This window comes from Gallibacterium genomosp. 1, assembly GCF_000771875.1.
Lineage (GTDB): Bacteria > Pseudomonadota > Gammaproteobacteria > Enterobacterales > Pasteurellaceae > Gallibacterium.
Genome location: NZ_JPXX01000044.1, coordinates 1 through 23,194 on the forward strand (window position 1 = coordinate 1; position 23,194 = coordinate 23,194).

At 39.3% G+C, this 23,194-nt stretch carries 22 protein-coding genes and 1 pseudogene; 8 read left to right on the forward strand and 15 right to left on the reverse strand.

The genetic code is table 11. The annotated features are described in order from the left end of the window. Window positions 1-1,110 (forward strand): RNA-guided endonuclease InsQ/TnpB family protein (locus JP36_RS10760; protein WP_209434496.1); only part of this gene is annotated, 1,110 nt, incomplete at its 5' end. Window positions 1,111-1,256: 146 nt separating this feature from the next. Further along, a pseudogene (locus JP36_RS10765) lies at window positions 1,257-1,601 on the forward strand (pirin family protein); the annotation flags it as partial. Between the two features lie 35 nt (window positions 1,602-1,636). Here JP36_RS10765 and aroE read toward each other — a convergent pair. From aroE to JP36_RS10790, 5 genes are all read right to left on the reverse strand, one after another. Continuing rightward, entirely contained in the window at window positions 1,637-2,464 is an 828-nt protein-coding gene (gene aroE, locus JP36_RS10770; RefSeq protein ID WP_039174625.1) for a shikimate dehydrogenase, read from the reverse strand. 2 nt (window positions 2,465-2,466) lie between these two features. Then, window positions 2,467-3,030 (reverse strand): Sua5/YciO/YrdC/YwlC family protein, encoded by a 564-nt coding sequence (locus tag JP36_RS10775; RefSeq protein WP_039174628.1) that lies wholly within the window; start codon window positions 3,028-3,030, stop codon window positions 2,467-2,469. Continuing rightward, complete coding sequence (locus JP36_RS10780; RefSeq protein ID WP_039174631.1) at window positions 3,014-3,547, reverse strand: type I DNA topoisomerase; 534 nt, start codon at window positions 3,545-3,547, stop codon at window positions 3,014-3,016. Before JP36_RS10780 ends, JP36_RS10775 begins: the two co-directional genes overlap by 17 nt. A gap of 21 nt (window positions 3,548-3,568) precedes the next feature. Then, a complete protein-coding gene (gene rraB, locus JP36_RS10785; protein WP_039136811.1) occupies window positions 3,569-3,967 on the reverse strand; it encodes a ribonuclease E inhibitor RraB in 399 nt (132 codons plus the stop codon). A gap of 71 nt (window positions 3,968-4,038) precedes the next feature. Next, window positions 4,039-4,395, reverse strand: coding sequence for a DUF4870 family protein (locus JP36_RS10790; protein ID WP_039174633.1), 357 nt, complete (start codon window positions 4,393-4,395; stop codon window positions 4,039-4,041). A gap of 248 nt (window positions 4,396-4,643) precedes the next feature. Between JP36_RS10790 and adhE the strand changes: the two genes are divergently transcribed. Beyond that, a complete protein-coding gene (adhE, locus tag JP36_RS10795; protein WP_039148838.1) occupies window positions 4,644-7,259 on the forward strand; it encodes a bifunctional acetaldehyde-CoA/alcohol dehydrogenase in 2,616 nt (871 codons plus the stop codon). A 79-nt stretch (window positions 7,260-7,338) separates the two neighbouring features. Here adhE and ilvA read toward each other — a convergent pair whose 3' ends face one another. Genes ilvA through ilvG form a run of 4 tightly spaced genes read right to left on the reverse strand, consistent with a single transcriptional unit; the run spans window position 7,339 to window position 12,648 of the window. After that, window positions 7,339-8,883, reverse strand: a complete 1,545-nt coding sequence (gene ilvA / locus JP36_RS10800) for a threonine ammonia-lyase, biosynthetic (protein ID WP_039134904.1) — start codon at window positions 8,881-8,883, stop codon at window positions 7,339-7,341. Window positions 8,884-8,900: 17 nt separating this feature from the next. After that, window positions 8,901-10,736 (reverse strand): dihydroxy-acid dehydratase, encoded by a 1,836-nt coding sequence (gene ilvD / locus JP36_RS10805; RefSeq protein WP_039174634.1) that lies wholly within the window; start codon window positions 10,734-10,736, stop codon window positions 8,901-8,903. An 18-nt stretch (window positions 10,737-10,754) separates the two neighbouring features. Then, window positions 10,755-10,991, reverse strand: coding sequence for an acetolactate synthase 2 small subunit (ilvM, locus tag JP36_RS10810; RefSeq protein WP_039174636.1), 237 nt, complete (start codon window positions 10,989-10,991; stop codon window positions 10,755-10,757). 1 nt (window position 10,992) lies between these two features. Then, the gene (gene ilvG, locus JP36_RS10815) at window positions 10,993-12,648 is read right to left on the reverse strand and encodes an acetolactate synthase 2 catalytic subunit (RefSeq protein ID WP_039174638.1); all 1,656 of its coding nucleotides are present in this window, start codon (window positions 12,646-12,648) and stop codon (window positions 10,993-10,995) included. 376 nt (window positions 12,649-13,024) lie between these two features. On the opposite strand from ilvG, the gene JP36_RS10820 reads away from it, so the two are divergent. Both JP36_RS10820 and JP36_RS10825 read left to right on the forward strand, forming a co-directional pair. After that, the gene (locus JP36_RS10820) at window positions 13,025-13,846 is read left to right on the forward strand and encodes a Cof-type HAD-IIB family hydrolase (protein WP_039174641.1); all 822 of its coding nucleotides are present in this window, start codon (window positions 13,025-13,027) and stop codon (window positions 13,844-13,846) included. A 1-nt stretch (window position 13,847) separates the two neighbouring features. Further along, the gene (locus JP36_RS10825; protein ID WP_039174643.1) at window positions 13,848-14,228 is read left to right on the forward strand and encodes a fluoride efflux transporter CrcB; all 381 of its coding nucleotides are present in this window, start codon (window positions 13,848-13,850) and stop codon (window positions 14,226-14,228) included. A gap of 71 nt (window positions 14,229-14,299) precedes the next feature. Here the strand turns inward: JP36_RS10825 and folA are convergent, their stop codons facing one another. The 3 genes from folA to JP36_RS10840 all read right to left on the reverse strand — a co-directional run bounded on the left by folA (window position 14,300) and on the right by JP36_RS10840 (window position 16,402). Then, window positions 14,300-14,779: a type 3 dihydrofolate reductase gene (gene folA, locus JP36_RS10830; RefSeq protein WP_039083744.1), complete on the reverse strand. Its 480-nt coding sequence runs from the start codon at window positions 14,777-14,779 to the stop codon at window positions 14,300-14,302. A gap of 9 nt (window positions 14,780-14,788) precedes the next feature. Continuing rightward, window positions 14,789-15,940, reverse strand: coding sequence for a prephenate dehydratase (pheA, locus tag JP36_RS10835; RefSeq protein ID WP_013746188.1), 1,152 nt, complete (start codon window positions 15,938-15,940; stop codon window positions 14,789-14,791). A 111-nt stretch (window positions 15,941-16,051) separates the two neighbouring features. Beyond that, window positions 16,052-16,402: a helix-turn-helix domain-containing protein gene (locus JP36_RS10840; protein ID WP_039083747.1), complete on the reverse strand. Its 351-nt coding sequence runs from the start codon at window positions 16,400-16,402 to the stop codon at window positions 16,052-16,054. Between the two features lie 200 nt (window positions 16,403-16,602). Between JP36_RS10840 and JP36_RS10845 the strand changes: the two genes are divergently transcribed. Genes JP36_RS10845 through JP36_RS10855 form a run of 3 tightly spaced genes read left to right on the forward strand, consistent with a single transcriptional unit; the run spans window position 16,603 to window position 18,834 of the window. Beyond that, complete coding sequence (locus JP36_RS10845) at window positions 16,603-17,439, forward strand: helix-turn-helix transcriptional regulator (RefSeq protein ID WP_039174667.1); 837 nt, start codon at window positions 16,603-16,605, stop codon at window positions 17,437-17,439. After that, window positions 17,409-18,125: a GTPase family protein gene (locus JP36_RS10850; protein ID WP_052119500.1), complete on the forward strand. Its 717-nt coding sequence runs from the start codon at window positions 17,409-17,411 to the stop codon at window positions 18,123-18,125. Before JP36_RS10845 ends, JP36_RS10850 begins: the two co-directional genes overlap by 31 nt. Before the next feature lie 46 nt (window positions 18,126-18,171). Continuing rightward, window positions 18,172-18,834, forward strand: coding sequence for a HEPN domain-containing protein (locus JP36_RS10855; protein WP_039174645.1), 663 nt, complete (start codon window positions 18,172-18,174; stop codon window positions 18,832-18,834). 53 nt (window positions 18,835-18,887) lie between these two features. Here JP36_RS10855 and glpC read toward each other — a convergent pair whose 3' ends face one another. The 3 genes from glpC to glpA are packed head-to-tail and all read right to left on the reverse strand — an operon-like array spanning window position 18,888 to window position 23,087. After that, window positions 18,888-20,150 (reverse strand): anaerobic glycerol-3-phosphate dehydrogenase subunit GlpC, encoded by a 1,263-nt coding sequence (glpC, locus tag JP36_RS10860; RefSeq protein WP_039174647.1) that lies wholly within the window; start codon window positions 20,148-20,150, stop codon window positions 18,888-18,890. Continuing rightward, a complete protein-coding gene (gene glpB / locus JP36_RS10865) occupies window positions 20,147-21,424 on the reverse strand; it encodes a glycerol-3-phosphate dehydrogenase subunit GlpB (RefSeq protein ID WP_039174650.1) in 1,278 nt (425 codons plus the stop codon). The genes glpC and glpB overlap by 4 nt, the downstream gene beginning before the upstream one ends. After that, complete coding sequence (gene glpA / locus JP36_RS10870) at window positions 21,414-23,087, reverse strand: anaerobic glycerol-3-phosphate dehydrogenase subunit A (RefSeq protein ID WP_039174652.1); 1,674 nt, start codon at window positions 23,085-23,087, stop codon at window positions 21,414-21,416. The genes glpB and glpA overlap by 11 nt, the downstream gene beginning before the upstream one ends. Window positions 23,088-23,194: the final 107 nt, after the last annotated feature.

Genomic DNA, 23,194 nt, shown 5'->3' on the forward strand with positions numbered 1-23,194 from the left:
GAGATAATGCCAAATGACAGCCAAATCCTCAGAATTAAGCAGTTCTGTGGCTGTTCTCGTTTTGTGTTTAATCGGGCGTTGGCTTGGCAAAATGAGCAGTACGAGAAAGATAACAACTTCAAGTTCAGTTACACCAAAGTGGCTAACTTGCTTCCGCAATGGAAAAAAGAGCTACTTTGGCTTAAAGACTGCCATTCTCAAGTGCTTCAGCAGTCGTTAAAAGACTTAGAAAGTGCGTTTAAAAATTTCTTTCAGAAACGTGCCGACTTTCCAAAATTCAAGAAAAAAGGCGTGAAAGAGAGCTTTCGTTTTCCGCAAGGTTGCAAATTAGAACAGGAAAATGACCGTTTGTACCTGCCAAAAATTGGCTGGGTTCGCTACCGCAACAGCCGAGATATCGTTGGTGAAATCAAAAATGTTACCGTCAGCCAAAAGTGCGGTCACTATTTTGTCAGTATTCAAACTGAATTTGAGTACGAAATCCCGACACATAAAGGCGGTGAAATCGGTATTGATATGGGCGTTGCACGTTTTGCCACGCTTTCAAACGGTGAATTTTTTGAGCCATTAAACGCCTTTAAAACCTACAAAGGCAAATTGGCAAAACTCCAACGCCAACTCAAAAATAAGGTTAAATTTAGTCAAAACTGGCAGAAATTAAAGGCGAAAATCGCCAAACTGCATCATAAAATTGCTAATTGTCGCAAAGACTTCTTGCATCAGACTTCAAGCAAAATCAGCAAAAACCACGCCATGATCTATATTGAAGATTTGCAGGTGTCAAATATGTCAAAATCAGCCAAAGGCACGTTGGAAGCACCAGGCAAAAATGTTGCTGCAAAATCAGGGTTGAACCAAGCGATATTAGATCAATCTTGGTTTGAGTTTCGCCGTCAGTTGGACTACAAAACGCAATGGCAAGGCGGATTTTTAGTGGCAGTGCCAGCGCAAAATACCAGCCGAACTTGCCCTTGTTGTGGTCACGTAGCAAAAGAAAATCGCCAAACACAGGCTAATTTTGAGTGTGTAGAATGTGGCTACACAGAAAATGCCGATGTGGTTGGAGCGTTAAATGTATTGGGGCGTGGGCGAGCTATCGTCCACGCGTAATAAAATGTCAGGGCAGGACATGCCCGTAGAGCTTGTGAAGTGAACTTCATTGAGAGGTCAGCAACAAGAACCCACCGAGAGTAGCCCATTGCTTGCCAATTGGCACTAGTAGGAATCCCCGTCCTTTAGGGCGGGGAGGATGTCAACAAATATGGATTGAACCGAACGAATTAAATATTAAACCTCGTTATGATCAACGAGCTTTTCCGGCGCAAGAAGGAGCTACGCTCATCCTTTCACCAACAGCGGAAAACGGTTCATTTAAGGTGTATCAAGATATGAAGTTATGGCGTTATCAGCTTTCCGCCGACAAAACAGAACAAATTACCTTGAACTACAATCGCAACTATTGGTTGCAAGTAGTGAAAGGGGATTTAACTGTAAATGGTAAAACTGTTCATACTAGTGACGGCATTGCCATTAGCCAAGAAACATTGCTTGAAATCATCACCAAAACCGATGTCGAGTTTTTGTTATTTGATTTGGTGTAAAACTAAAAACCTAGGCTCTTGCCTAGGTTTTTTCACTATTTTTCTAACCATCCCCTCTCATTCAACATTTCGTTGATTTGTGGCATAACACCTTCCCATAACAAAAAAGAGTGAGCAGCTTGAGCCACCAACATTCCTAAACCATCACTACAATGCTGAAGCCCTAATTGTCTGCAATGTTGGATAAAAGGCGTTATTGCACTTGGTGTATATTGCATATCATAAACGGCTGCACACTTCATTAACACATTATCCGCAACTGGAGCAACCTGCCCGTGCAATCCACTGGATGTAGCATTAATCACGACATCAAAATGTTGCGGTGGAATATCCTGCAAAGTCGTTGCTTGAATATTGCCATAAACGGAAAATTTTTCAGCCAATGCCATCGCTTTTTCTAGTGTCCGATTTGCCAAAGTAATCTGCTGTTTCGCCTGCAATAACGGATACAACACACCTTTGGTCGCACCACCTGCGCCTAATAGCAAAATGTGCTGATCCGGCTGCAACCACCCTAATCGCTGTAAATCAGTAACCAAACCGGCTCCATCGGTATTGTCTGCAAACAAACTGCCATCTTCCAGCCGTTTTAATGTATTGCAAGCTTGCGCTAAACGGCAACGTTCACTATGTTGATCAGCCAACTTAAATGCACGTTCTTTGAAAGGAGCGGTAATATTGCAACCATTCGCCCCTTGTTGGAAAAAGGTTATTAATTGTTGCTCAAACTGCTCAAGATTGCCTAATTTTGCAACATAATCTAACTTTTTTCCTGTAGTTTTGGCAAATATAGCGTGAATTAATGGTGATTTGCTTTGTGAAATCGGGTTTCCCCAGACAGCGTAGTGATGTTGTGTACTCATAATTATCCTTGTCTAACAATTTGGTTTGTAAAGAGATCTCTAATTTCTGATGGATTTTTTGCATCACCTACTTCCGCTTGTAACACTGGAAAGTTTTCACCGAACTGCTCTTGCACTTGCAAATAAGTTCTACACGGCTCTTGACCACTAAGGTTTGCACTGGTTGAAGTAATCGGCATTTCTGCAAGTTGACACAAATTTTCAACCGATGGATGGCGACAAAGTCGAATCGCAATCGTCTCAAAACGCCCAGTGAGAAGAGGAGAAACCTGTTTTTGTACTGGCACAATCCAAGTGGTCGGTCTGGTATAGGTTTGTTGTAATCGTTTTAAATCTCTCAAAGAAAGTCTATCAAAATCAATAATTTGCTTAAAAAAATCTAAATATGGTGCAATTAAAATTAGCCCTTTTTCTTTTGGACGTTGTTTTAATTTAAGCAGTTTTTCAACCGCCTGTTCATTAAAAGGATCACAACCTAAACCAAACACAGCTTCGGTCGGATAAGCAATCACTTCTCCCTGTTTCAATTGGGAGACAATAAAGTCTAAATTATTCATTCCTTTCATAAAAAATATGCTTACAACTTTTATTCAAACATTGATAGCTGATCTGCTTGTCACTCTGTTTTTTCACAAACACTAATGGAAAAGCACATTTGGGACAACTTTTTTCCAGCGGCTGTTGTGCTACATTAAAACGACAATGCGGATATTGATTACAGGCAAAAAATATTTTTCCCCTAGCACCACGCTTCGCGACCAATTTTCCTCTGCGACAAGATGGACAAGTTACCGCCTGATAATCCGTTTTTTGTGGCTCATCATTGACAATGAAATGACATTCAGGATAGTTGCTACAGCCGATAAACATACCAAACTGCCCTCGCCGCAATACTAATGGATGAGCACATTCAGGGCAATTCTCTGGTAATACCTTCAAAATTTCGCCTAAAGTTTGGTTTTGTAACGGTCTAAGGTAATCACATTCTGGGTAATTGCTGCAACCAAGAAATAGCCCCTTTTTACCTCGTTTAAGTTGTAAAAAATGCCCACATTGAGGGCATTTTTCTGCTGATTCATTCATATGCAAGTGAGAACCCTGTCATTAATCTTCGTCAAAAAATTCACCGTCATTACCATACTCATCTTCATTGGCATTAGGATCTTCAAAATAGGTTCCCCAACCATCATAAACGCCTTGATGTTTTTTTATTAACGGCAACAGCTCATTCTGCTGAGCATCGATTAATTCTGCTTTTAATTCAATTTCACTAATAATATCAAAGCAATAGATTTCTCCACCATCCTCATTTTCCAACTCTTCCGCTTCGGATACCTCATAACCGAGTTTAAATGCATCCAGTGCAATTTTTTCTAGCTTGTCAAAATCGTGGTGAGAAATATGATGCTCAATAATATAAAGCGCATTCGGATCGCTGCCGTCATTTAGCAAATCATCGATAATTTCACGGGTTTCTTGTTGCAGTGCTGTCAATGCAGACATAATGCTTGCCTCTTGTTATGTTGGAAAGACTTTATTCTATGGACTATCGTAACGTTAAACAAGTCAAGTACTTAAAATAACCACATTTTTTCGTTAAGAATAGCTTGATCACGATTTAATAAACGCAATCCTTTGATGGAACGCACCAACAACCAAATCGCTAAGCAAATAAATAGAATATAACCAACCATAACAAAACATAGCACTGTACAAATAATGGCATACAGTAAGCCAATCCAAAATGTGCGAATTTGATAGTTAAAATGGCTTTCCAAATAAGTGCCACGTACATCGTCACGAAAAACATAGGCAATCACAACTGCAACAACGCTTAAAAAAGTAATCAAAAACGAAGCGATATAAAGCCAATAACTAATCATCGCCCATTTTTTTGTATCATTCATTTTATAAATTGTCGGTTCCATCATTATTCGAACTCCTATTATTGCTCATAATTGATAAATAATATAAAACGAAAAAATCTAAAGATCACATAATTTTTCTTGATTAATCAAGAATTTCAAACCTATTTCAAACAACTTTTAAATCACTTTAACATTTAGCTAACAGCGAAATTGAGCTAGATCAGGTTATCTGCCGATACCCCAAAAAAGGTAACTTCAAATAGTTATAATTTTATTAGTTAAAATAATTTTTAATTTTTGGGAGAAATCTTATGAGTAAAACATCCGAAGTGGTGGTAAGTCCTGCTCAGGCAGAAGTGGATCAACTCGTCGCCAATGGCTTAGCCGCCTTGGAAGAGTTCCGTCAGCTTAATCAGCAACAAGTTGATTATATCGTTGCGAAGGCTTCTGTCGCCGCATTGGATCAACACGGTGTGTTGGCAATGCACGCCTATGAGGAAACTGGTAGAGGCGTATTTGAAGATAAAGCAACAAAAAATCTTTTTGCCTGTGAATATGTTGTAAACAATATGCGTCATTTGAAAACCGTTGGTGTCATTAGTGAAGATGATGTTACTGGTATTACAGAAATTGCCGATCCAGTTGGAGTAATTTGTGGTATTACACCAACCACCAATCCAACCTCTACCGCAATTTTTAAAGCCTTAATTTCCTTAAAAACTCGTAACCCAATTGTGTTTGCATTTCATCCATCTGCTCAACAAAGTTCCGCTCACGCCGCACGCGTTGTTTATGAAGCGGCTGTTGCTGCCGGTGCACCGAAAAACTGTATTCAATGGATTGAAACACCATCTATGGAAGGTACACAAGCATTAATGAAACATCCCGGTATTGCCACTATTCTAGCCACCGGTGGTAATGCAATGGTGGAAGCCGCTTATTCCTGTGGTAAGCCGGCTTTAGGTGTTGGAGCCGGAAACGTTCCTGCTTATGTGGAAAAAAGTGCAAATTTAAAACAAGCGGTACACGATATCGTGATGTCAAAATCGTTTGATAACGGAATGATCTGTGCCAGTGAACAGGCAGCGATTGTTGACAAAGAAATTTATGATGATTTTATTAAAGAGATGCAATCTTACGGCGTTTATCTCGTTAATAAAAAAGAGAAAGCATTACTTGAAGAATTTATCTTCGGCGCAAAAGCAAACAGTAGTAGCTGCTCTATGGCAAAACTCAATGCCGCTGTAGTTGGTAAACCGGCAGCGTGGATTGCGGAACAGGCAGGCTTCAGCGTACCGGCAAATACCAATATCCTGTTGGCAGAATGTAAAGAAGTGGGCGTGAAAGAGCCTTTAACCCGAGAAAAACTCTCTCCGGTATTAGCGCTATTAAAAGCAGAAAGCACTGAAGACGGTTTAATCAAAGCCGAACAAATGGTTGAATTCCACGGTTTAGGACACTCCGCCGCCATTCACACTTCCGATGCGGAATTGGCAAAAGTATTCGGTGAACGTGTCAAAGCCATTCGTGTAATTTGGAATTCCCCTTCAACTTTTGGCGGTATCGGTGATGTCTATAACTCGTTCCTACCTTCATTGACCTTAGGCTGTGGTTCTTACGGTAAAAATTCTGTGGGCAACAATGTCAGCGCAGTGAATTTATTAAATATCAAACGGGTAGGAAGACGGAGAAATAATATGCAGTGGTTCAAAGTGCCTTCAAAAATCTATTTTGAACGTGATTCAATCCAATATTTACAATCAATGAAAGGCGTTGAACGTGTCGTGATCGTTACCGATCGTGTAATGGTTGATCTTGGTTTTGTAGAGAAAATCGCTAAACAACTCACAATGCGAGGGGATCACGTTACTTATCAACTTTTCGCCGATGTTGAACCGGATCCTAGTATCGCAACAGTACGCCGAGGTGTTGAATTATTACGTAACTTCCAACCGGATACTATTATTGCCCTAGGCGGTGGTTCAGCTATGGATGCAGCTAAAGTAATGTGGTTATTCTACGAACAGCCTGAAGTTGATTTCCGCGATTTGGTACAGAAATTTATGGATATTCGCAAACGTGCCTTTAAATTCCCACAATTGGGACGTAAAGCTAAATTTATCGGCATTCCAACCACATCAGGTACTGGTTCTGAAGTAACACCTTTTGCTGTCATTAGCGAAGGCGATAAAAAATATCCAATTGCTGACTACTCATTAACTCCGACTATTGCTATTGTCGATCCGGCATTAACAATGACTGTACCTGCACACGTTGCCGCAGATTCAGGTTATGATGTGTTAGTTCACGCAACAGAAGCTTATGTATCTACTTTAGCTAACGATTTCACTGACGGTCTAGCATTGCAAGCGATTAAACTAGTCTTTGAATTTTTAGAACGCTCTGTGAAAAACGGTGCAAGCGATCCAGAAGCACGCGAAAGAATGCATAATGCATCAACTATTGCCGGAATGGCATTTGCCAATGCGTTCTTAGGAATGACCCACTCTTTGGCGCACAAAGTCGGCGGCCGTTTCCATACGCCACACGGCAGAACTAACGCGATTTTGATGCCTTATGTGATTCGTTATAACGGTACTCGTCCGACTAAAACCGCAACTTGGCCAAAATATAATTACTACAAAGCGGATGTAAAATACCAAGAAATCGCCAGAATGTTAGGCTTACCTTGTTCAACACCTGAAGAAGCGGTGGAAGCCTATGCCAACGCGTGTAAAGAGTTAGGACAAAAAGTCGGCATTAAGATGTCATTCAAAGAGCAGGGCATCAATGAACAAGAATTTATGGAGGCTCGCCGTGATTTAGCATTATTGGCGTTTGAAGATCAATGTTCACCGGCAAATCCTCGCTTACCGATGGTTGAAGATATGATTGAGATTTTAACCAAATCTTATTATGGTGAATAACACCAATTAATAAAAATCCCCGTAACCAACGGGGATTTTCCAATGATTTAAAATCCTTACAACAGTGAGGATTTTTTATTTAACTAAGAAAATAACGATAAGCTTTGCTATCGGTTACATCTTGACATACATAACCCAACTGGCTCAAATGGCGTTCAAAATCGGCTAAATCATCATTCTCAAATTGGAAACCAGCAAGAATATTGCCATAATCAGCACCGTGTGCACGATAATGAAACAATGAAATATTCCAATGTGTTCCTAATGTTTCCAAAAATTTCAACAACGCTCCTTTTTGCTCTGGAAACTCAAAACTGTACAAACGTTCAAATTTATCGCTGTTCGGACGACCACCAATCATATAACGAATATGTGTTTTCGCAACATCATCATTGGTCATATCTTCTACATAATAACCAGCTTGACTTAAATCATTGATAATTTCCGCTTTTTCTGCTTCATTAGCAGTACGAACTCCAACAAAAATACACGCTTTTCTATCATCAGCATAACGATAATTAAATTCGGTTACCGCTCTATCACCCAATAAATGACAGAATGTTAGGAAACTTCCTTTCTGTTCTGGAATAGTTACTGCCAATAAAGCTTCCCGATTTTCACCAATTTCACAACGTTCAGAGACATAACGCAATGTATGGAAATTTAAATTCGCACCTGACAGAATCGCTGCCAATTTTTCGCCCTTAAGCTGCTGCTGACGTGCATACTTTTTCAATCCAGCTAAAGAGAGTGCTCCAGATGGCTCAGCAACCGCACGCACATCTTCAAATAGATCTTTCATTGCCGCACAGATTTCATCACCATCCACCAGTACAATATCATCAAGATATTGCTGACATAAACGGAATGTTTCATCACCAATACGTTTAACCGCAACACCATCAGCAAATAACCCAACCCGATCAAGATCAACCGGATGTTTTGCTTTTAATGCCGCATATAAACAGGCGGAATCTTTCGACTCAACGCCAATTACTTTAATTTCCGGCATCATCTGCTTGATTAATACGGCAACACCTGCCGCCAAGCCACCGCCGCCAACCTGCACAAAAATACGATCAATATCCGAATTCTGTTGCAATAACTCCATTGCCAATGTTCCTTGACCTGCAATCACTAATGGATGATCAAACGGTGGAATGAATGTCATTTTTTTACTTTCAGACAGTTCTATCGCTTTTGCCTTTGCTTCATCAAAATTAGCACCGTAAAGCAACACTTCTCCGCCAAAAGCTCGCACCGAATCAACTTTAATGCTTGGCGTATTTTGTGGCATAACAATTAATGCTTTTAAGCCTAGTAATTTTGCCGATAAAGCGACTCCTTGTGCGTGATTACCCGCAGAAGCCGCAATCACTCCGGCTACTTTCTGTTCCGGTGTCAAGGCTGAAATCATTGCATAAGCGCCACGCAATTTGAAACTATGCACCGGTTGACGATCTTCTCGCTTGATAAAAATTTGGTTATCTAAACGATTAGAAAGTTTTTCCATCTTTTGTAGCGGCGTAACTTGCGCCGCTTCATACACTTTTGAACCCAATTTCACTATTGCTTTTAAATATTGCGAACCGCTAGGTTGGGCGGTTGTCAATAAAGTTTGCATATCCATTTTGTTACCACTTACAGTTTACTACGATCTCTAACTGCCCCTTTATCTGCACTGGTTGCCAATGAAGCATAAGCTCTCAATGCCAAGGAAACTTGGCGTTGGCGACTTTTCGGTTTCCAACCCTGTTCTTCTCTTACTACACGACGTTTTGCCAGCTCCTGTGCATCCACCAATAATTCAATTTTACGTTGTGGAATATCAATAGCGATCAGATCACCATCTTCCACTAACCCGATAGTGCCACCATTTGCGGCTTCTGGAGAAACGTGTCCAATAGATAAACCCGAAGTACCTCCGGAAAAACGTCCATCAGTTAATAACGCGCAAGCTTTGCCTAAGCCCATTGATTTTAGATAACTGGTCGGATACAGCATTTCCTGCATACCCGGACCGCCTTTTGGACCTTCATAACGAATTACGACTACATCGCCAGCAATCACTTTACCCCCAAGAATACCTTCCACTGCATCTTCCTGACTTTCATACACTTTTGCTGGACCAGTAAAGGTTAAAATACTTTCATCAACGCCAGCAGTTTTAACGATACAACCGTTTTCCGCCAAATTACCGCTTAACATTGCTAACCCACCGTCCTGACTATAAGCGTGTGCTTTATCACGAATACAGCCTTGTGTGCGATCATCATCAACACTATCCCAACGACAATCCTGTGAAAAAGCCTGTGTAGTACGAATTCCAGCAGGCCCAGCACGATAAAATAATTTCACTTCATCACTGACATCACGTTTAATATCATATTGATTTAATTGTTGCTCTAAGGTTAACCCCAACACCGTATGAGTTTGATTATGTAATAAGTTGACTCGATCTAACTCACCTAAAATCCCCATTACTCCACCAGCACGATGTACATCTTCAATATGATATTTATTGGTATTCGGTGCCACTTTACATAAGCAAGGCACGAGGCGAGAAAGACGATCAATATCCGTCATAGTAAAATCAACTTCTGCTTCCTGTGCAGCAGCAAGCAAATGTAAAACAGTATTGGTTGAGCCACCCATTGCGATATCCAAACTCATTGCATTGTTAAAAGCATCTTTAGTAGCGATAGAACGAGGCAATACACTGTCATCGTCCTGTTCATAATAACGGCGGCAAAGCTCAACAATTTGCGATCCTGCTTTTAAGAAAAGCTTCTTACGATCGGCGTGTGTCGCTAAACAAGAACCATTCCCCGGTAAACTTAACCCAAGTGCTTCTGTTAAACAGTTCATTGAGTTAGCAGTAAACATTCCTGAACAAGAACCGCAAGTCGGACAAGCGGAACGTTCTATCACTTCCACATCCTGATCGGTAACATCCGGATTGGCACTTTGAATCATTGCATCTACCAAGTCTAAACGGATCAATTGATCAGAAAGTTTGGTTTTCCCTGCTTCCATCGGCCCACCAGAAACAAAAATGGTCGGAATATTTAAACGTAATGCTGCCATCAACATTCCCGGAGTGATTTTATCGCAATTTGAAATACAAACCATTGCATCAGCACAGTGTGCATTTACCATATATTCTACCGAATCGGCTATTAATTCACGTGATGGCAACGAATACAACATCCCACTATGTCCCATCGCAATACCATCATCTACAGCGATTGTATTAAACTCTTTGGCAATACCGCCTGCCTCTTCAATCTGCTTTGCAACCATTTGACCAAGATCTTTCAAATGCACGTGTCCCGGTACAAATTGAGTAAATGAGTTAACTACAGCAATTATCGGTTTACCAAAGTCATTATCTTTCACACCGGTTGCGCGCCATAATGCACGTGCTCCCGCCATATTACGACCTTGTGTGCTGGTCGCTGAACGTAGTTTAGGCATAATAATCTCTCCTGTAATTTAATGTTCGTTACCGACAACAGTTACGTCAGTCACGCCATATAATTTTATTAATTGATTAGTCAATAATGACAATTCTCTCTCACTTTGTAATGTCAGTGCTATTTTAATTTGTTGATTTTCAAGGTGACTCTGTAAATCAACGGCAACAAAGCCACGATGTCTAACTACACGTAAAATCCGCTCCAAAGTTTCAGGTCGCCACTGTGCATTAATGCTGATTTGATAATTTTTCATCTTACACCCCGATATCTTCCAACATTTCATCATTTTTTGCGCCCGGCGGCACTAACGGCCACACATTTTCATTTTCGTGAATGCAAACGTGTAATAAATAAGGACCTTCAGCATTTAAAAGTCTATCTAATGCGGCATTGACTTCACTGCCTTTTTCAATACTTTCACCGGGGATATCAAATGCCCTCGCTAACATTAAGAAATCAGGGTTATCCTCTAAAATAGTTTCACTATGACGACCTCGGAAAAAGAGTGTTTGCCACTGACGTACCATTCCTAAACGTTGATTATCCAACAACAGGATCTTAACCGGTAATTTACCTCGTTTGATTGAACCCAACTCTTGGATATTCATCATAAACGAACCATCACCAGTAATTAATATCACCTGATCTTGGGGTCGAGCCTTTTGTGCACCAACTGCTGCTGGCAAACCGAAGCCCATTGTGCCAAAGCCGGCAGACGTTAAATAATTTTTCGGATCAAAATGTTGCATATGTTGAGCCGACCACATTTGATGCTGACCAACATCGGTAGCAATTACACTGTTTTTCTTACGTTTTTTAGATAACGTATGCAATAACCACCAAGGATTGATCAGCGTATCACCGCTATTTTCTGCATAAGTAAAATCATATTGCTGTTTTAAACGAAGTACATCATCACGCCAAGTATCAATTTGTAACGGCATTGCCAACTGTTGTAGCAGTTGTTTCATATCTCCACGAATTGCCACATCAGCACGACGTAATTTATTGATTTCCGCAATATCGGCATCAACGTGAATAACTTTCGCTTGTGGGGCAAAACTATCCAATTTACCGGTTACTCTGTCGTCAAATCTAGCTCCAAGCACTAATAAAAGATCGCTCTCCTGTGCCGCATAATTCGCCGCTTTTGTGCCGTGCATTCCAATCATTCCCATATAATAGGGATTATCTGCTGGCAATGCGCCTAATCCCTTAATAGTAGAAAAACTCGGCATTTGTGTAATCTCTACAAAATGACGTAATTCCGCTACGGCATCAGCCATTCCAACCCCACCACCAACATAAAGTACTGGACGTTTTGCCTGTTGTAATAATGTTTTTGCTTGTTCTAATAAAGAAGATTCAATTGAAGAAGGTTTCGGAATAGGATAAACAAGGGGTTGGCGTTCTATTTTGGCAAACTGTACATCTTTCGGCACATCAATTAATACTGGCCCCGGTCTACCACTTTGTGCGATTTGGAACGCTTCCGCCATAACTTCCGGCAATTCATCGATACTCTGCACAATAAAACTATGCTTCGTACAAGCTAATGATAACCCTAAAACATCCGCTTCTTGGAAAGCATCCGTACCAATAAACGGTGAAGCTACTTGCCCGGTGATAGCAACAACCGGAATAGAGTCCATCATCGCATCACCTAAACCGGTGACTAAATTAGTCGCACCTGGGCCGGAAGTGGCGATACAAACACCCACTTTACCGCTGGCACGAGCATAACCGATCGCAGCCATTGCCGCACCTTGCTCATTTCGACAGAGCAGATGATCCAACCCTGAATCATAAATTGCATCATAAACCGGCATAATTGCACCGCCAGGATAACCAAAAATTGTTGTCACTCCGTGTGCTTTTAAACTTTCTGTGATAAATCTTGCACCATTCATTTTTATTTCCTTAAAACGATAAAAAACCCTCGCCTACTGCTGAGGCGAGGGTTCATCTGACCTAAAATCTTATATTGAAAGTTTTATCAGCCGTACCACTCACCTCGTGATGCTAATCACCACGAGGTTAATAATAATACCAATAAAACGAATAGAATTCATAGTTTCAATATCCAATGTGGGTCTAAGTATGTATGTTGTGTGCTTTTGAGCGTCTTTATTGATACCACATTTTTTATCGGAATCAAATAGTTTTATTAAAAATTTTTAATTTTTATGATGATCAAAAAATCAACCGCAACACCCATTTTTTGTTAACATATAATCTCATTAAAATTTATTCCTACTATTTTTTATTTTTCAGATAAGGGGTTTTATGCGCAGTTTACTTCCTTTTCAATTAGTTGCGTCAGATTTGGATGGTACACTTTTAAACGGTCAGCACGTGGTCGGTGATTTCACAATTGATACTTTAAGAAAATTAGAGCAAAAACAGGTAGATATTGTGGTCGCCACCGGCAGAAAACACGAAGATGTGTTTTCGATTGTTGCGAAAATAGGCATTGAAAATATCCGAATGATCACCTCAAATGGCGCGAGAATTCACGATTTAAGTGGACATTTACTTTATAAAAATGATTTACCTAACGATCTTGCCTTAGAAATAATGAACGTTCCGTTCGATAAAAACAAAATTTTTGTCAACTCCTATCAGGACAGTGGTTGGTTTATCGATCGTGAAGTACCACAAATGGCAAAATATCATAAAGATTCTGGTTTTGGCTATCAGGTTGTCGATTTTCGTCATCACAATGCCCAAGGCACAGAAAAAGTCTTTTTTATTGCACGTTGTCAACAGGATTTGCTCGAATTAGAACAACATCTTCGTCAAACTTACGGTAATTGTACGGAGATTGTTTACGCCTCGCTCAACTGCCTCGAAATTATGAATAAAGGCGTAAGCAAAGGGAATGCGCTGAGAAAAGTACTGCACGATTGCCATTACGACAATAGCGCCTGCATCGCTTTCGGCGACGGAATGAATGACGAAACAATGTTGGATTTTGTCGGCAAAGGCTGCATTATGCAAAATGCCAATCCTGCATTGATCCACGCCTTGCCACAACTAGAGATTATCGGGCATCACGCCCACGAGGCGGTAGCGAGCTATCTGCGCGCTACCTTTGGAATTATTTAATATGTTACAACTGTTTTATATTTCTATCGGCGCTGCACTAGGGGCTTGTTCCCGCTGGGGATTAAGCAATTTGCTTAATCCTATTTTTCATCAATTCGCCTTTGGCACTTTAGTTGCCAACTATTTAGGTTGTTTTTTAATGGGCATTGCCAGCGGCGCATTACTTAGCTTTCCAACGATTAGCAACGAGTGGCGGCTCTTTTTTATTACCGGTTTTCTCGGCAGTTTAACCACCTTTTCTTCCTTTTCCGGTGAAGTGATCGCTATCTTTTTAGGGCAACAGCACTTAACCGCTATCGGTGTTATTTGCTTGCATTTATTGGGTTGTCTGGCGTTTACTCTGCTTGGTATTTTCTTATGGCGACTGCTTTTTGTTGCCTGAACGCCATCGTGAAACGTAAAAAAATAAGGTGCAGCTCAATTTGCACCTTATGTTAATTCTGTTTGCACTGACTACACGCGTGCCAAAATTTTAAAGGTCAGCGCATAACGATTTTTCGCATCTGCTGCTCGTGTTTCGATAAAATCGGTTTTCCACTGTGCCGGATCAATTTCAGGGAAAAAGGTATCACCTTGCAATTCGGCATCAATTTCCGTCAGATAAAGCCGATCCGCTTGTGGCAAAGCCTCAGCAAAAAGATGCCCGCCACCGATAATCATCACTTCTTTCTCGTCTTGCACCAATGCCAATGCTTGGGATAAATCTGACACCACTTCAATGCCATCTGCGTGAAAACCTTGTCGGGATAACACGATATTTTTGCGATTCGGCAATGCTCTGCCGATCGACTGAAAGGTCTTCCGCCCCATAATCACCGGCTTACCCAATGTATTTTTTTTAAACCACGCTAAATCCGCCGGCAAATGCCAAGGCATTTGATTATCTCGCCCGATTACTCGATTTTTGCTCATCGCGACAATTAAACTCAGCATCCTATTTCCTCACGCCGGTTTAACAATATTGCTTGGATAACAGCCCAGCACTTTAACGAAACTACAGTAAGTTTTTAATTCAGTTAATGCTTGTTGCGTGCGTTCCTGATGTAAATTGGCTTCAATTTCCACATAGAACATCTCTTCCCACGGCTTGCCGTAAATCGGACGAGATTCCAATTTCGTCATAATGATTTGATGCTTCTTAAACACCAGCAACGCATCCACCAATGCGCCGGCTTGCTGTGTTGTCGACATTAGCAACAACGTTTTCGCATTCACTTGCGGCGACACTTCCACCGGTTTTTTACTGATGACAATAAAACGGGTAATATTATTAACTTGATTAGCAATGCCGTCCTGCAACACTTGCAAACCATAAAGCTTGCCACCTTCTGCATTGCCCAATGCCGCCACATTCGCCCGATTAATTTTCGCCACCAACTGCATTGCGTGCGAAGAACTTTCACAATATTTAACGTGTACGCCCTGCAATGAATTGATAAATTGACTGCATTGCTGAATCACTTGTGGATGGCTATATAGCGTGTCAATCTGTGCTAAATCGGTCGGTTGTGAAATCAACACACAATGTTGAATCGGATAAGTCAATTCACCGACCAGATGTAAATCGGTATGCTGCAATAAATCATAGACATCATTGATAGAACCGGAAGTGGTATTTTCCAACGGCAAAACCCCATAATCCGCTTTGCCCTCTTCTACCGCCGCAAACACTTGACGGAAAGATTCACAACTTAATTCAATCAACTCCTTTTGATAACGCTCCGCATACTGACGTGCTGCCAAATTGGAGTAGGAACCCAACATTCCTAAAAAAGCGATATGAATTTGATTATTGCGCTGCTGATTCAGTTTATTCTGCAAATATGCCTGTTGCGTCAACACTGAATCTTCAATAATTTTTTGGAAAACCTCTGTGATATATTGCGGATTTAATTGATAATTTTGACTATCTGCATAACGAATTAACGCATCCAACAGTTGCTGTTCGCGCTCAATATCACGCAACGGTTTTTTTGTGATCTCTTTACTTCTGACCACATCATAAGCAACCTGATGACGTTCAGCCAATAATCGCAAAATCTCGCGATCCAGCTGGGTAATTTTTTGACGAATTTCGGTTAAATCTAAACTCATATCATCTATCCTTTCTTGGGCAAGCTGTTACTGATTATAAAGAATCTACGCGCTTTAACAACTCATAGCCTATACAATTCCAACAAAAGATAGCGATAACTTTGTCATAAATTAATCTTCCCTATGCTGTTTCCAATTTAGCATTCGTTCAATAATATTAATCAGTTCTGCACGCTCATAACCGTCTAATCCAATAAATAAGAGTTCTAATTTTCTAGCCTGATCCATTGAGCGATTACTACTGAGGGTAACTAAATCCGCGACTTCACAGTGAAAAATCTCTGACAATTCCAATAGCCTTAATACAGAAGGAACTGATTTTCCACGCTCCATTCTTGATACCGCATCATTGCTGATATCTAATTTTTCGGCTAATTCTGCTTGTGTCATTCCTACTGCTCGCCGATATTTTGCAATTGCTTGTCCAATTGTTCGTAATAATTGTTCACTTTTGCACAACATAGCTAACTCCTTACTATTAAAGGAGAAATAATAGGTCTTGACTTCTTTTCATAAATAGCAGAGCATACTTAGATTAGATGTGAAAAGTCTAATATGAAAAAAGTAAGAAGTTTTTTCATCCCGACACAACCTGTCGCCGAATTTTCTGTTTATTGCCATAGAATAAGAACATCAATAATTCTTCAAGGGAAATAAATAAAATGAAAAGCACACAGCTTGCCCAGCGACTTAGTTTTATTTTAGTCGAACTTAACAAAGGTAAACGTATTGATGTTAATGAACTTGCAGATGAATTTAATGTATCTATAAGGACGATCCAAAGAGATATAAAAGAGCGCCTTAATTTTTTACCTTGGGATGAATTGGGGCCTAGATTCTATCGATTAGATCGCCAAAAATTAGATATTCTGACCGAAGAAGATATTCAACGCTTTGCTCTTTTTGCCAGTATTTCTAATTTATTCCCAGAGATTGATAAAGTGTTTTATCAAGAAAAGCTCACACAATCCGTGCAAGTGAAAGGCGTTCAATATGAAAATATCAGCCATTTAAAAAAACAATTCAACGAGCTTCAATTAGCCATTCAGCAAAATAAACTGATTTCATTTAAATATAAAAAAATAAATAGTGAAAATTCAACATTTTATCAACTCGAACCTTATTTATTAACTAATAAAAATGGCATTTGGTATCTTATTGGTACAGATAAAAATCAAAATGACAAACAAAAAACATTCTGCTTTACTCAAATTTCACAATTAAAGGTTTTATCTGAAACATTTATTCCTAATCAAAAATTTATCGAAAATATTAAAAATAGCGATTCATTATCACATGGAAATGTAATACCGGAAGTGGTGGTTCAAGTTTCTGCTTTTGCCGCACCTTTTTTCTTACGCAGAAATTTATTACCTAACCAAAAGCTGTTACACAAATTAGAAAGTGGTGAATTATTACTTTCAGCACAAAATATCAGCCAATTAGAAATTTTACCTCTGGTTCAATATTGGATTCCGCATTTAACTATTACAAGCTAACGTTTGTTGATTTGCCCGGTATCGCAGAAAATGAGCACTACGATAAAGAATATCAAGATTTATATGAAAAAGAGTTAAAAAGTTTAGACATTGTATTATGGATAATAAAAATTGATAATAGAGCAAACCAAGCAGATCAATTATTTTATAATAAAATGATTAATGATTTTAGATATCCAAAAAATCAGATTGTCTTTGTTTTATCTCAGATAGATAAAACTAATCCATCAAGGGAATTCAATTACAAATTATATATACCTTCTCAGAAGCAGAAAATCAATATCGAAGCTAATATTCAACGTATAGCAGATGATTTTTCCTTAAATGAGAATAGCATATTTCCTGTTGTATGTGATTATATTGAAGATGAAAATATATTCAAAACTTATGGATTAGATGACTTAACTACAAAAATTATTACTAATATGCCAAATAAAGCTAAGAGTGGGTTTTATGCTAGTGTGGATAAAAAAAATAGGACTGAGAGAGCAAAACAAGAAGCCAAAAAGGGTTTTGAAGACAGTACTATCGATACAATTTTTGATACGATAGAAAAAACCGCTGAAGTTTTGGAATATATGCCAGGAATTGGGCAATTTGCAACTGCTACAAAGAAGATTGTTTCAAATATAGCTAGACCTATTGCTAAAGCGCTAGGTAAATTATGGGATTCTATTTTTAACTAAAATTTAAAGGGGGAGTTCCTCCCTATTTATCAGGCAGTACAATAGTATGAAAAAAAGCTCAGAAACACTTATCCTGTTTTTCAAACAAAACCGCGATCACCTCAACTATTCCGATAATTTCAAGCTAAGAATTCACCGCTCTTTGAGTTGGTTGAAAAAGGCGGAGGAAACGGAAGAGTTAGATAGCCAATTTATTTATCTGTGGATTGCCTTTAATGCGGCATATGCAAAAGAAATTAAAAACTTAGAAAATACAGAGAGGTTAAATTTAAATGAGTTTTTATTGCGTATTTGTGGTTTAGATGAAAATAAAGTGATTTATGATCTTGTTTGGAAAAATTTTTCTCAATCTATTCGTTTATTAGCAGATAACAAATTTATCTTTCAGCCTTTTTGGGATTATCATAATGGGAAAATAAGTGAAAACGAATATTTGATAGCTGAGATGAGAGAACGCGAAAAATTATTTTCTGCCTTAGAAAATCAAAATATTGATCGTATTTTAGATGTCTTATTTAGACGGCTTTATACATTGAGAAATCAAATTATACACGGTGGAGCGACTTTTAATAGCTCAGTAAATCGCGAGCAACTAAAAACAGGGTGTAATATTCTTTCTTTATTTTTGCCGGTAATGTTAGAAATTATGATGAAAAATCATAATGAAATGGATTGGGGAAAGCCGTTTTATCCAGTAGTAAAGGGTTAATAAAAATGGGACTGAAATAAATTAAATTTGTTAATCTATTTCAGCCCTCAATTTTATGCTAATGCCATCGCCAATAATGTTATTGGATGTAAGCAAGTTCGACTAGTTGACATATCAATTTGCCATTTACAGGTTTCACAATCGGAAATAATATAATCAAAGTTACCAGCCTCAATTTGGGAAAATAGGGAATTACCTATTGCCTGTGAAGTTTCATAATTCTCAGATTTAAAGCCGTAAGTTCCAGCAATACCACAACATTGAGAATTAAGCATCACCAATTCCAATCCCGGAATTTTTCTTATTAATTCAACAGTGTAAGGCACCCAACCCGCTTTTTCCATATGACAGGCGGTATGATATGCAACTCGTAACGGTAATGGTTTTAGTGGCAAGGTTTTTTCACCACTTTCCAATAATTTATAGATATAGCGTGTTACTAAATTGATATGATCTTTTACTTTGCTATTATCTCGACCAAGAATATGTTCATATTCATCTTTCAAAGTTAATGTACAACTTGATGAAGTGCCAACTACATCTAATTTCTTCTCTTCAATCACTTTTTCAAGTTGTTGAATATTGAAATCCGCTTGACGAGTTGCTTGTTTTGGAAAGCCATTCACCATTAATGGCAAACCACAACATTTTTCTTTTTCCAATAACACCACGCCAATATCCATCGCATTGAAAACTTTGATCAGCTCTTTACCCAGTTCAGGATTATTGTAATTGACATAACAACCGTGATAATACGCCACTTTATCTTTATATAAAGATTGTCGTTGTGCCGCATTTTTTTTGTACCAATTACGGAAACTACCAAAAGAGTATTTTGGTAAACTACGACGATGATCCACTTTTAAGGTCTTATCTAATAAGAAACGTGTTGCTTTCAAACCAGTAATAGTATTAACCACCGGTGCAAATGGCGTATTCAATGTTCCCATTAAATCAGTATTACTTAAAATAGCATCTCTTAATTTTTGAATTTTTGATTTGCCTTTTCCTTTACCATAATGATCACGCGCGCGCACTATAATATCGCCAATTTTTACCCCTGACGGACAGGCAATTTCACAACGTTTACAGTTAGTGCAATATTTTAATGCTTCATCATAAAGCAATGGATTTTTCAAACGTAAACGTTCACCATCCGGACCTGCCTGTTTAGGGCCGGGATAAAACGGATTATTCCGCGAAACCGGGCAGACGGCAGTACAAGCGGTGCATTTAATACAACTTTCAAAACTGGAATCTTGATAAGGTTGTTGATGAGTCTGTTCAGCTTGTGCAATTAATTGTTGTAAATTCATTGTTGACCTCCCGCCAAAATATAATCAGCAACATTAAAAGCAGTGACGATCGAAACACCTGAACCGCAACCATCATTTAAGCCGCTGAAACCACCGATAACCGCACCTACCGCAAATAAATTCGGCACAATTTGCCCCGATTTCTGTACTTGGCAATGCGCATTAATTTTCACGCCATAATATTGATATGGTTGTGGATCAGAGAAGCGGTGTGCAGTCCAGCGCAAACGATCACTATCGGAGATTAAATCTAAGTCAAACACTGGTTCTATAATTTTTTCAAAATGAGCTACTAAACCATTACTGAAGAAACTTCCGCTCGCTAAAATATAATTTTTAGCACTAAGTGCAATTTCTTCATTTAATGCGGTATAAATTTTACTAACACGACCATTTTCAAATTCGCCTCGCAATGCGGTATCGCCATTCATTAACACGCCGCCTAAACGTTGGAATTCACGGCGTAATTTATAATGTTGACGTAAGCCTAACAATGAAGGCGGTAAGGTCGGTAATTCAAACAACGGCAATCCGGTTGCCTGTTTAAGTTGTTCAAACAAACTGTCATCATCAATGCCGAAACACGCCGGCAAGAACACCGCTTCCGCATCGCCGGCAGCATTTTTAATCTCCTGAACCAATTGTTGGAAATTTAATTTATGCTCCAATGCTTGCGAAATATTGACACTTCGGAATTCACGCGCATTAGTGCGTAAATGATCCAATTCCGGAATATGTAAAAAACCGTGCTGAATGTCGCAATCGGCAAATTGAGGCAGTGTCTTTAAATTTGCCGCTAGTAAATGTGGTTGGAAATCGTGATAACCTTCAATACCAAGAATCATTAATGAACGATAAGAAAATGACTGATCTTCCATTGCTAGAGTTGGTACGCTATTCGGTGATAGCCACGCCGGATGCAATGATCCCAACGGAGTAACACGATAATGATTTTTTGTTTGCTCACCTTGTAAATTGAGTTGTAATTGTTCTGCCAACAGCTGGAAATCTCTTGCATAACGTAACACTTTTTCCGCACCGATTAAACTATAAGGATGTTGTGGTGCAGATTGGGTTAGTGCAGTTACTCCAGTAGCCAAAACGTTAACGGCTTTTTCATCACAAAAACTTAATAAATCTAAAGAACCAGAAGAAAAATCAATAGCACTTTGTCCGGTTGTTACGATGGCACAATGCTGTCCTTGTTGTTGTAATTTGATACCACAAAGTAATCCAGCCAAACCACCGCCAATAATAAGAGTATCAAAATTCATTTGTGTCTGTCCCCTCGTCTGTTGATTGCGTATTCACTTGTTTTAGTCCGAGCAAACTATAATAAATCCAACTACTGAACTCAGCCTCACGAATTGCATCACCCCACGCAATTGGCTCAATTCCACGCCAACGCTCTTCTAAGAAAGCAGAAAGTTGAGTAGTAGAACGCTGTGCAGAAATGATATTAAAACGACTCATTAAACCTGCTGCTCGGCAGGCACAAAGTTCTCCCTGACAAGTTCCCATACCGACTCGAGTACGGCGGCGTAAATCAACCAAATTATTTACATCTAACTCTTCTAAAGCATAACGCACTTCACCAGCAGTCACCATCTCACACTCACAAACCAAACTACGATCCAAACGTTGTTCAGCCAATAGACGATCCGCTCTAGCTCCGTGGCGGTAGATAGCAGAAATACGAATTGGATTTGGAATAGAAATAATACGTTGGTGAGTTTCAGTAGCAGTTTCTTGTGATCCCGGCAATGGCTGTTTCGCAGTTTTACACTCAGCTTGATGATTTAATTTCTTGCAAATTAAATCAGTTGCCCACTCTGCCATTAAACGGTAAGTCATCAATTTACCACCGGTAATGGTAATAAATCCTTTTAATCCGTCCCGTGTTTCGTGATCCAACAACACAATACCACGACTAACATTACGCCCTGACGGGTCATCATCACTCGCAACCAATGGACGCACTCCGGCATAAGCACGCAATACACGAGTATGACGTAATGACGGTGCCAATTTTTCACCTTCGGTAAACAGAACATCCACTTCTTGTGGTGTGACAATCATATTATCAATTTGATCATATGGAATACGGTCGGAAGTTGTACCGATAACGCAAATGGTATCCCCTGGCACTAAAATATCAGCATTCGCCGGTTTACGACAACGATTAATCACCAAATTATTAATACGGTGTCCCATAATCAATAATGAACCTTTTGCCGGAAACATTTTGATTTTTAAATCAGCATATTCGGCAATCCCTTGTCCCCAAATACCACCAGCATTAACCACAATCTTGGCATAAACTTTTATATTCATTTTTCGTTTATGGTCAAATGCTTCTACGCCAATAATGCTATCTCCTTCACGAATTAATCTAGTTACTTCGTGATAAGTTAAAATAGTTGCTCCATTTTCTTTGGCATCTAACATATTTGCAGCGGTCAAACGGAATGGATCGACAGTACCGTCCGGCACAACCACTGCACCAATCAGAGCTGGATTAACTGACGGTTCTAAACGTTTTGCCAAATCCGGCTCAATTTGAACTGCGTCAATGCCTGCTTTTTGACAACTCTCAATAAATGTTTTTTGATAATTGAGATCATCTTCCGGTAGAGTAATAAATAGCCCTTTGGTATCTTCCACACAATGGCGCGCAATCTGTTTCAAGATCATATTTTCTTTAATACACTCTTCTGCAGATTCGTGATCATTAACCGCATATCTCGCACCACTATGTAATAAACCGTGATTACGTCCGGTAGCACCGGTCGCAATATCACGACGTTCCAATAAAATACTGCGAAGTCCCCGTAACGAACAATCACGCGCAATGCCTGCACCGGTTGCCCCGCCTCCAATGATGATGACATCGGTTTCCCATTGCGGAGAGGTCGTATTTACTTGCTGATTTGTCATTTTTGAAGCCCCCAACACACAATAAATTATTCCAATACGAAAATTTAGCTTTATTTTAACTCAAAAAGAAAATAAAAAATCACAATTTGATTGAAAAAGAACAAATT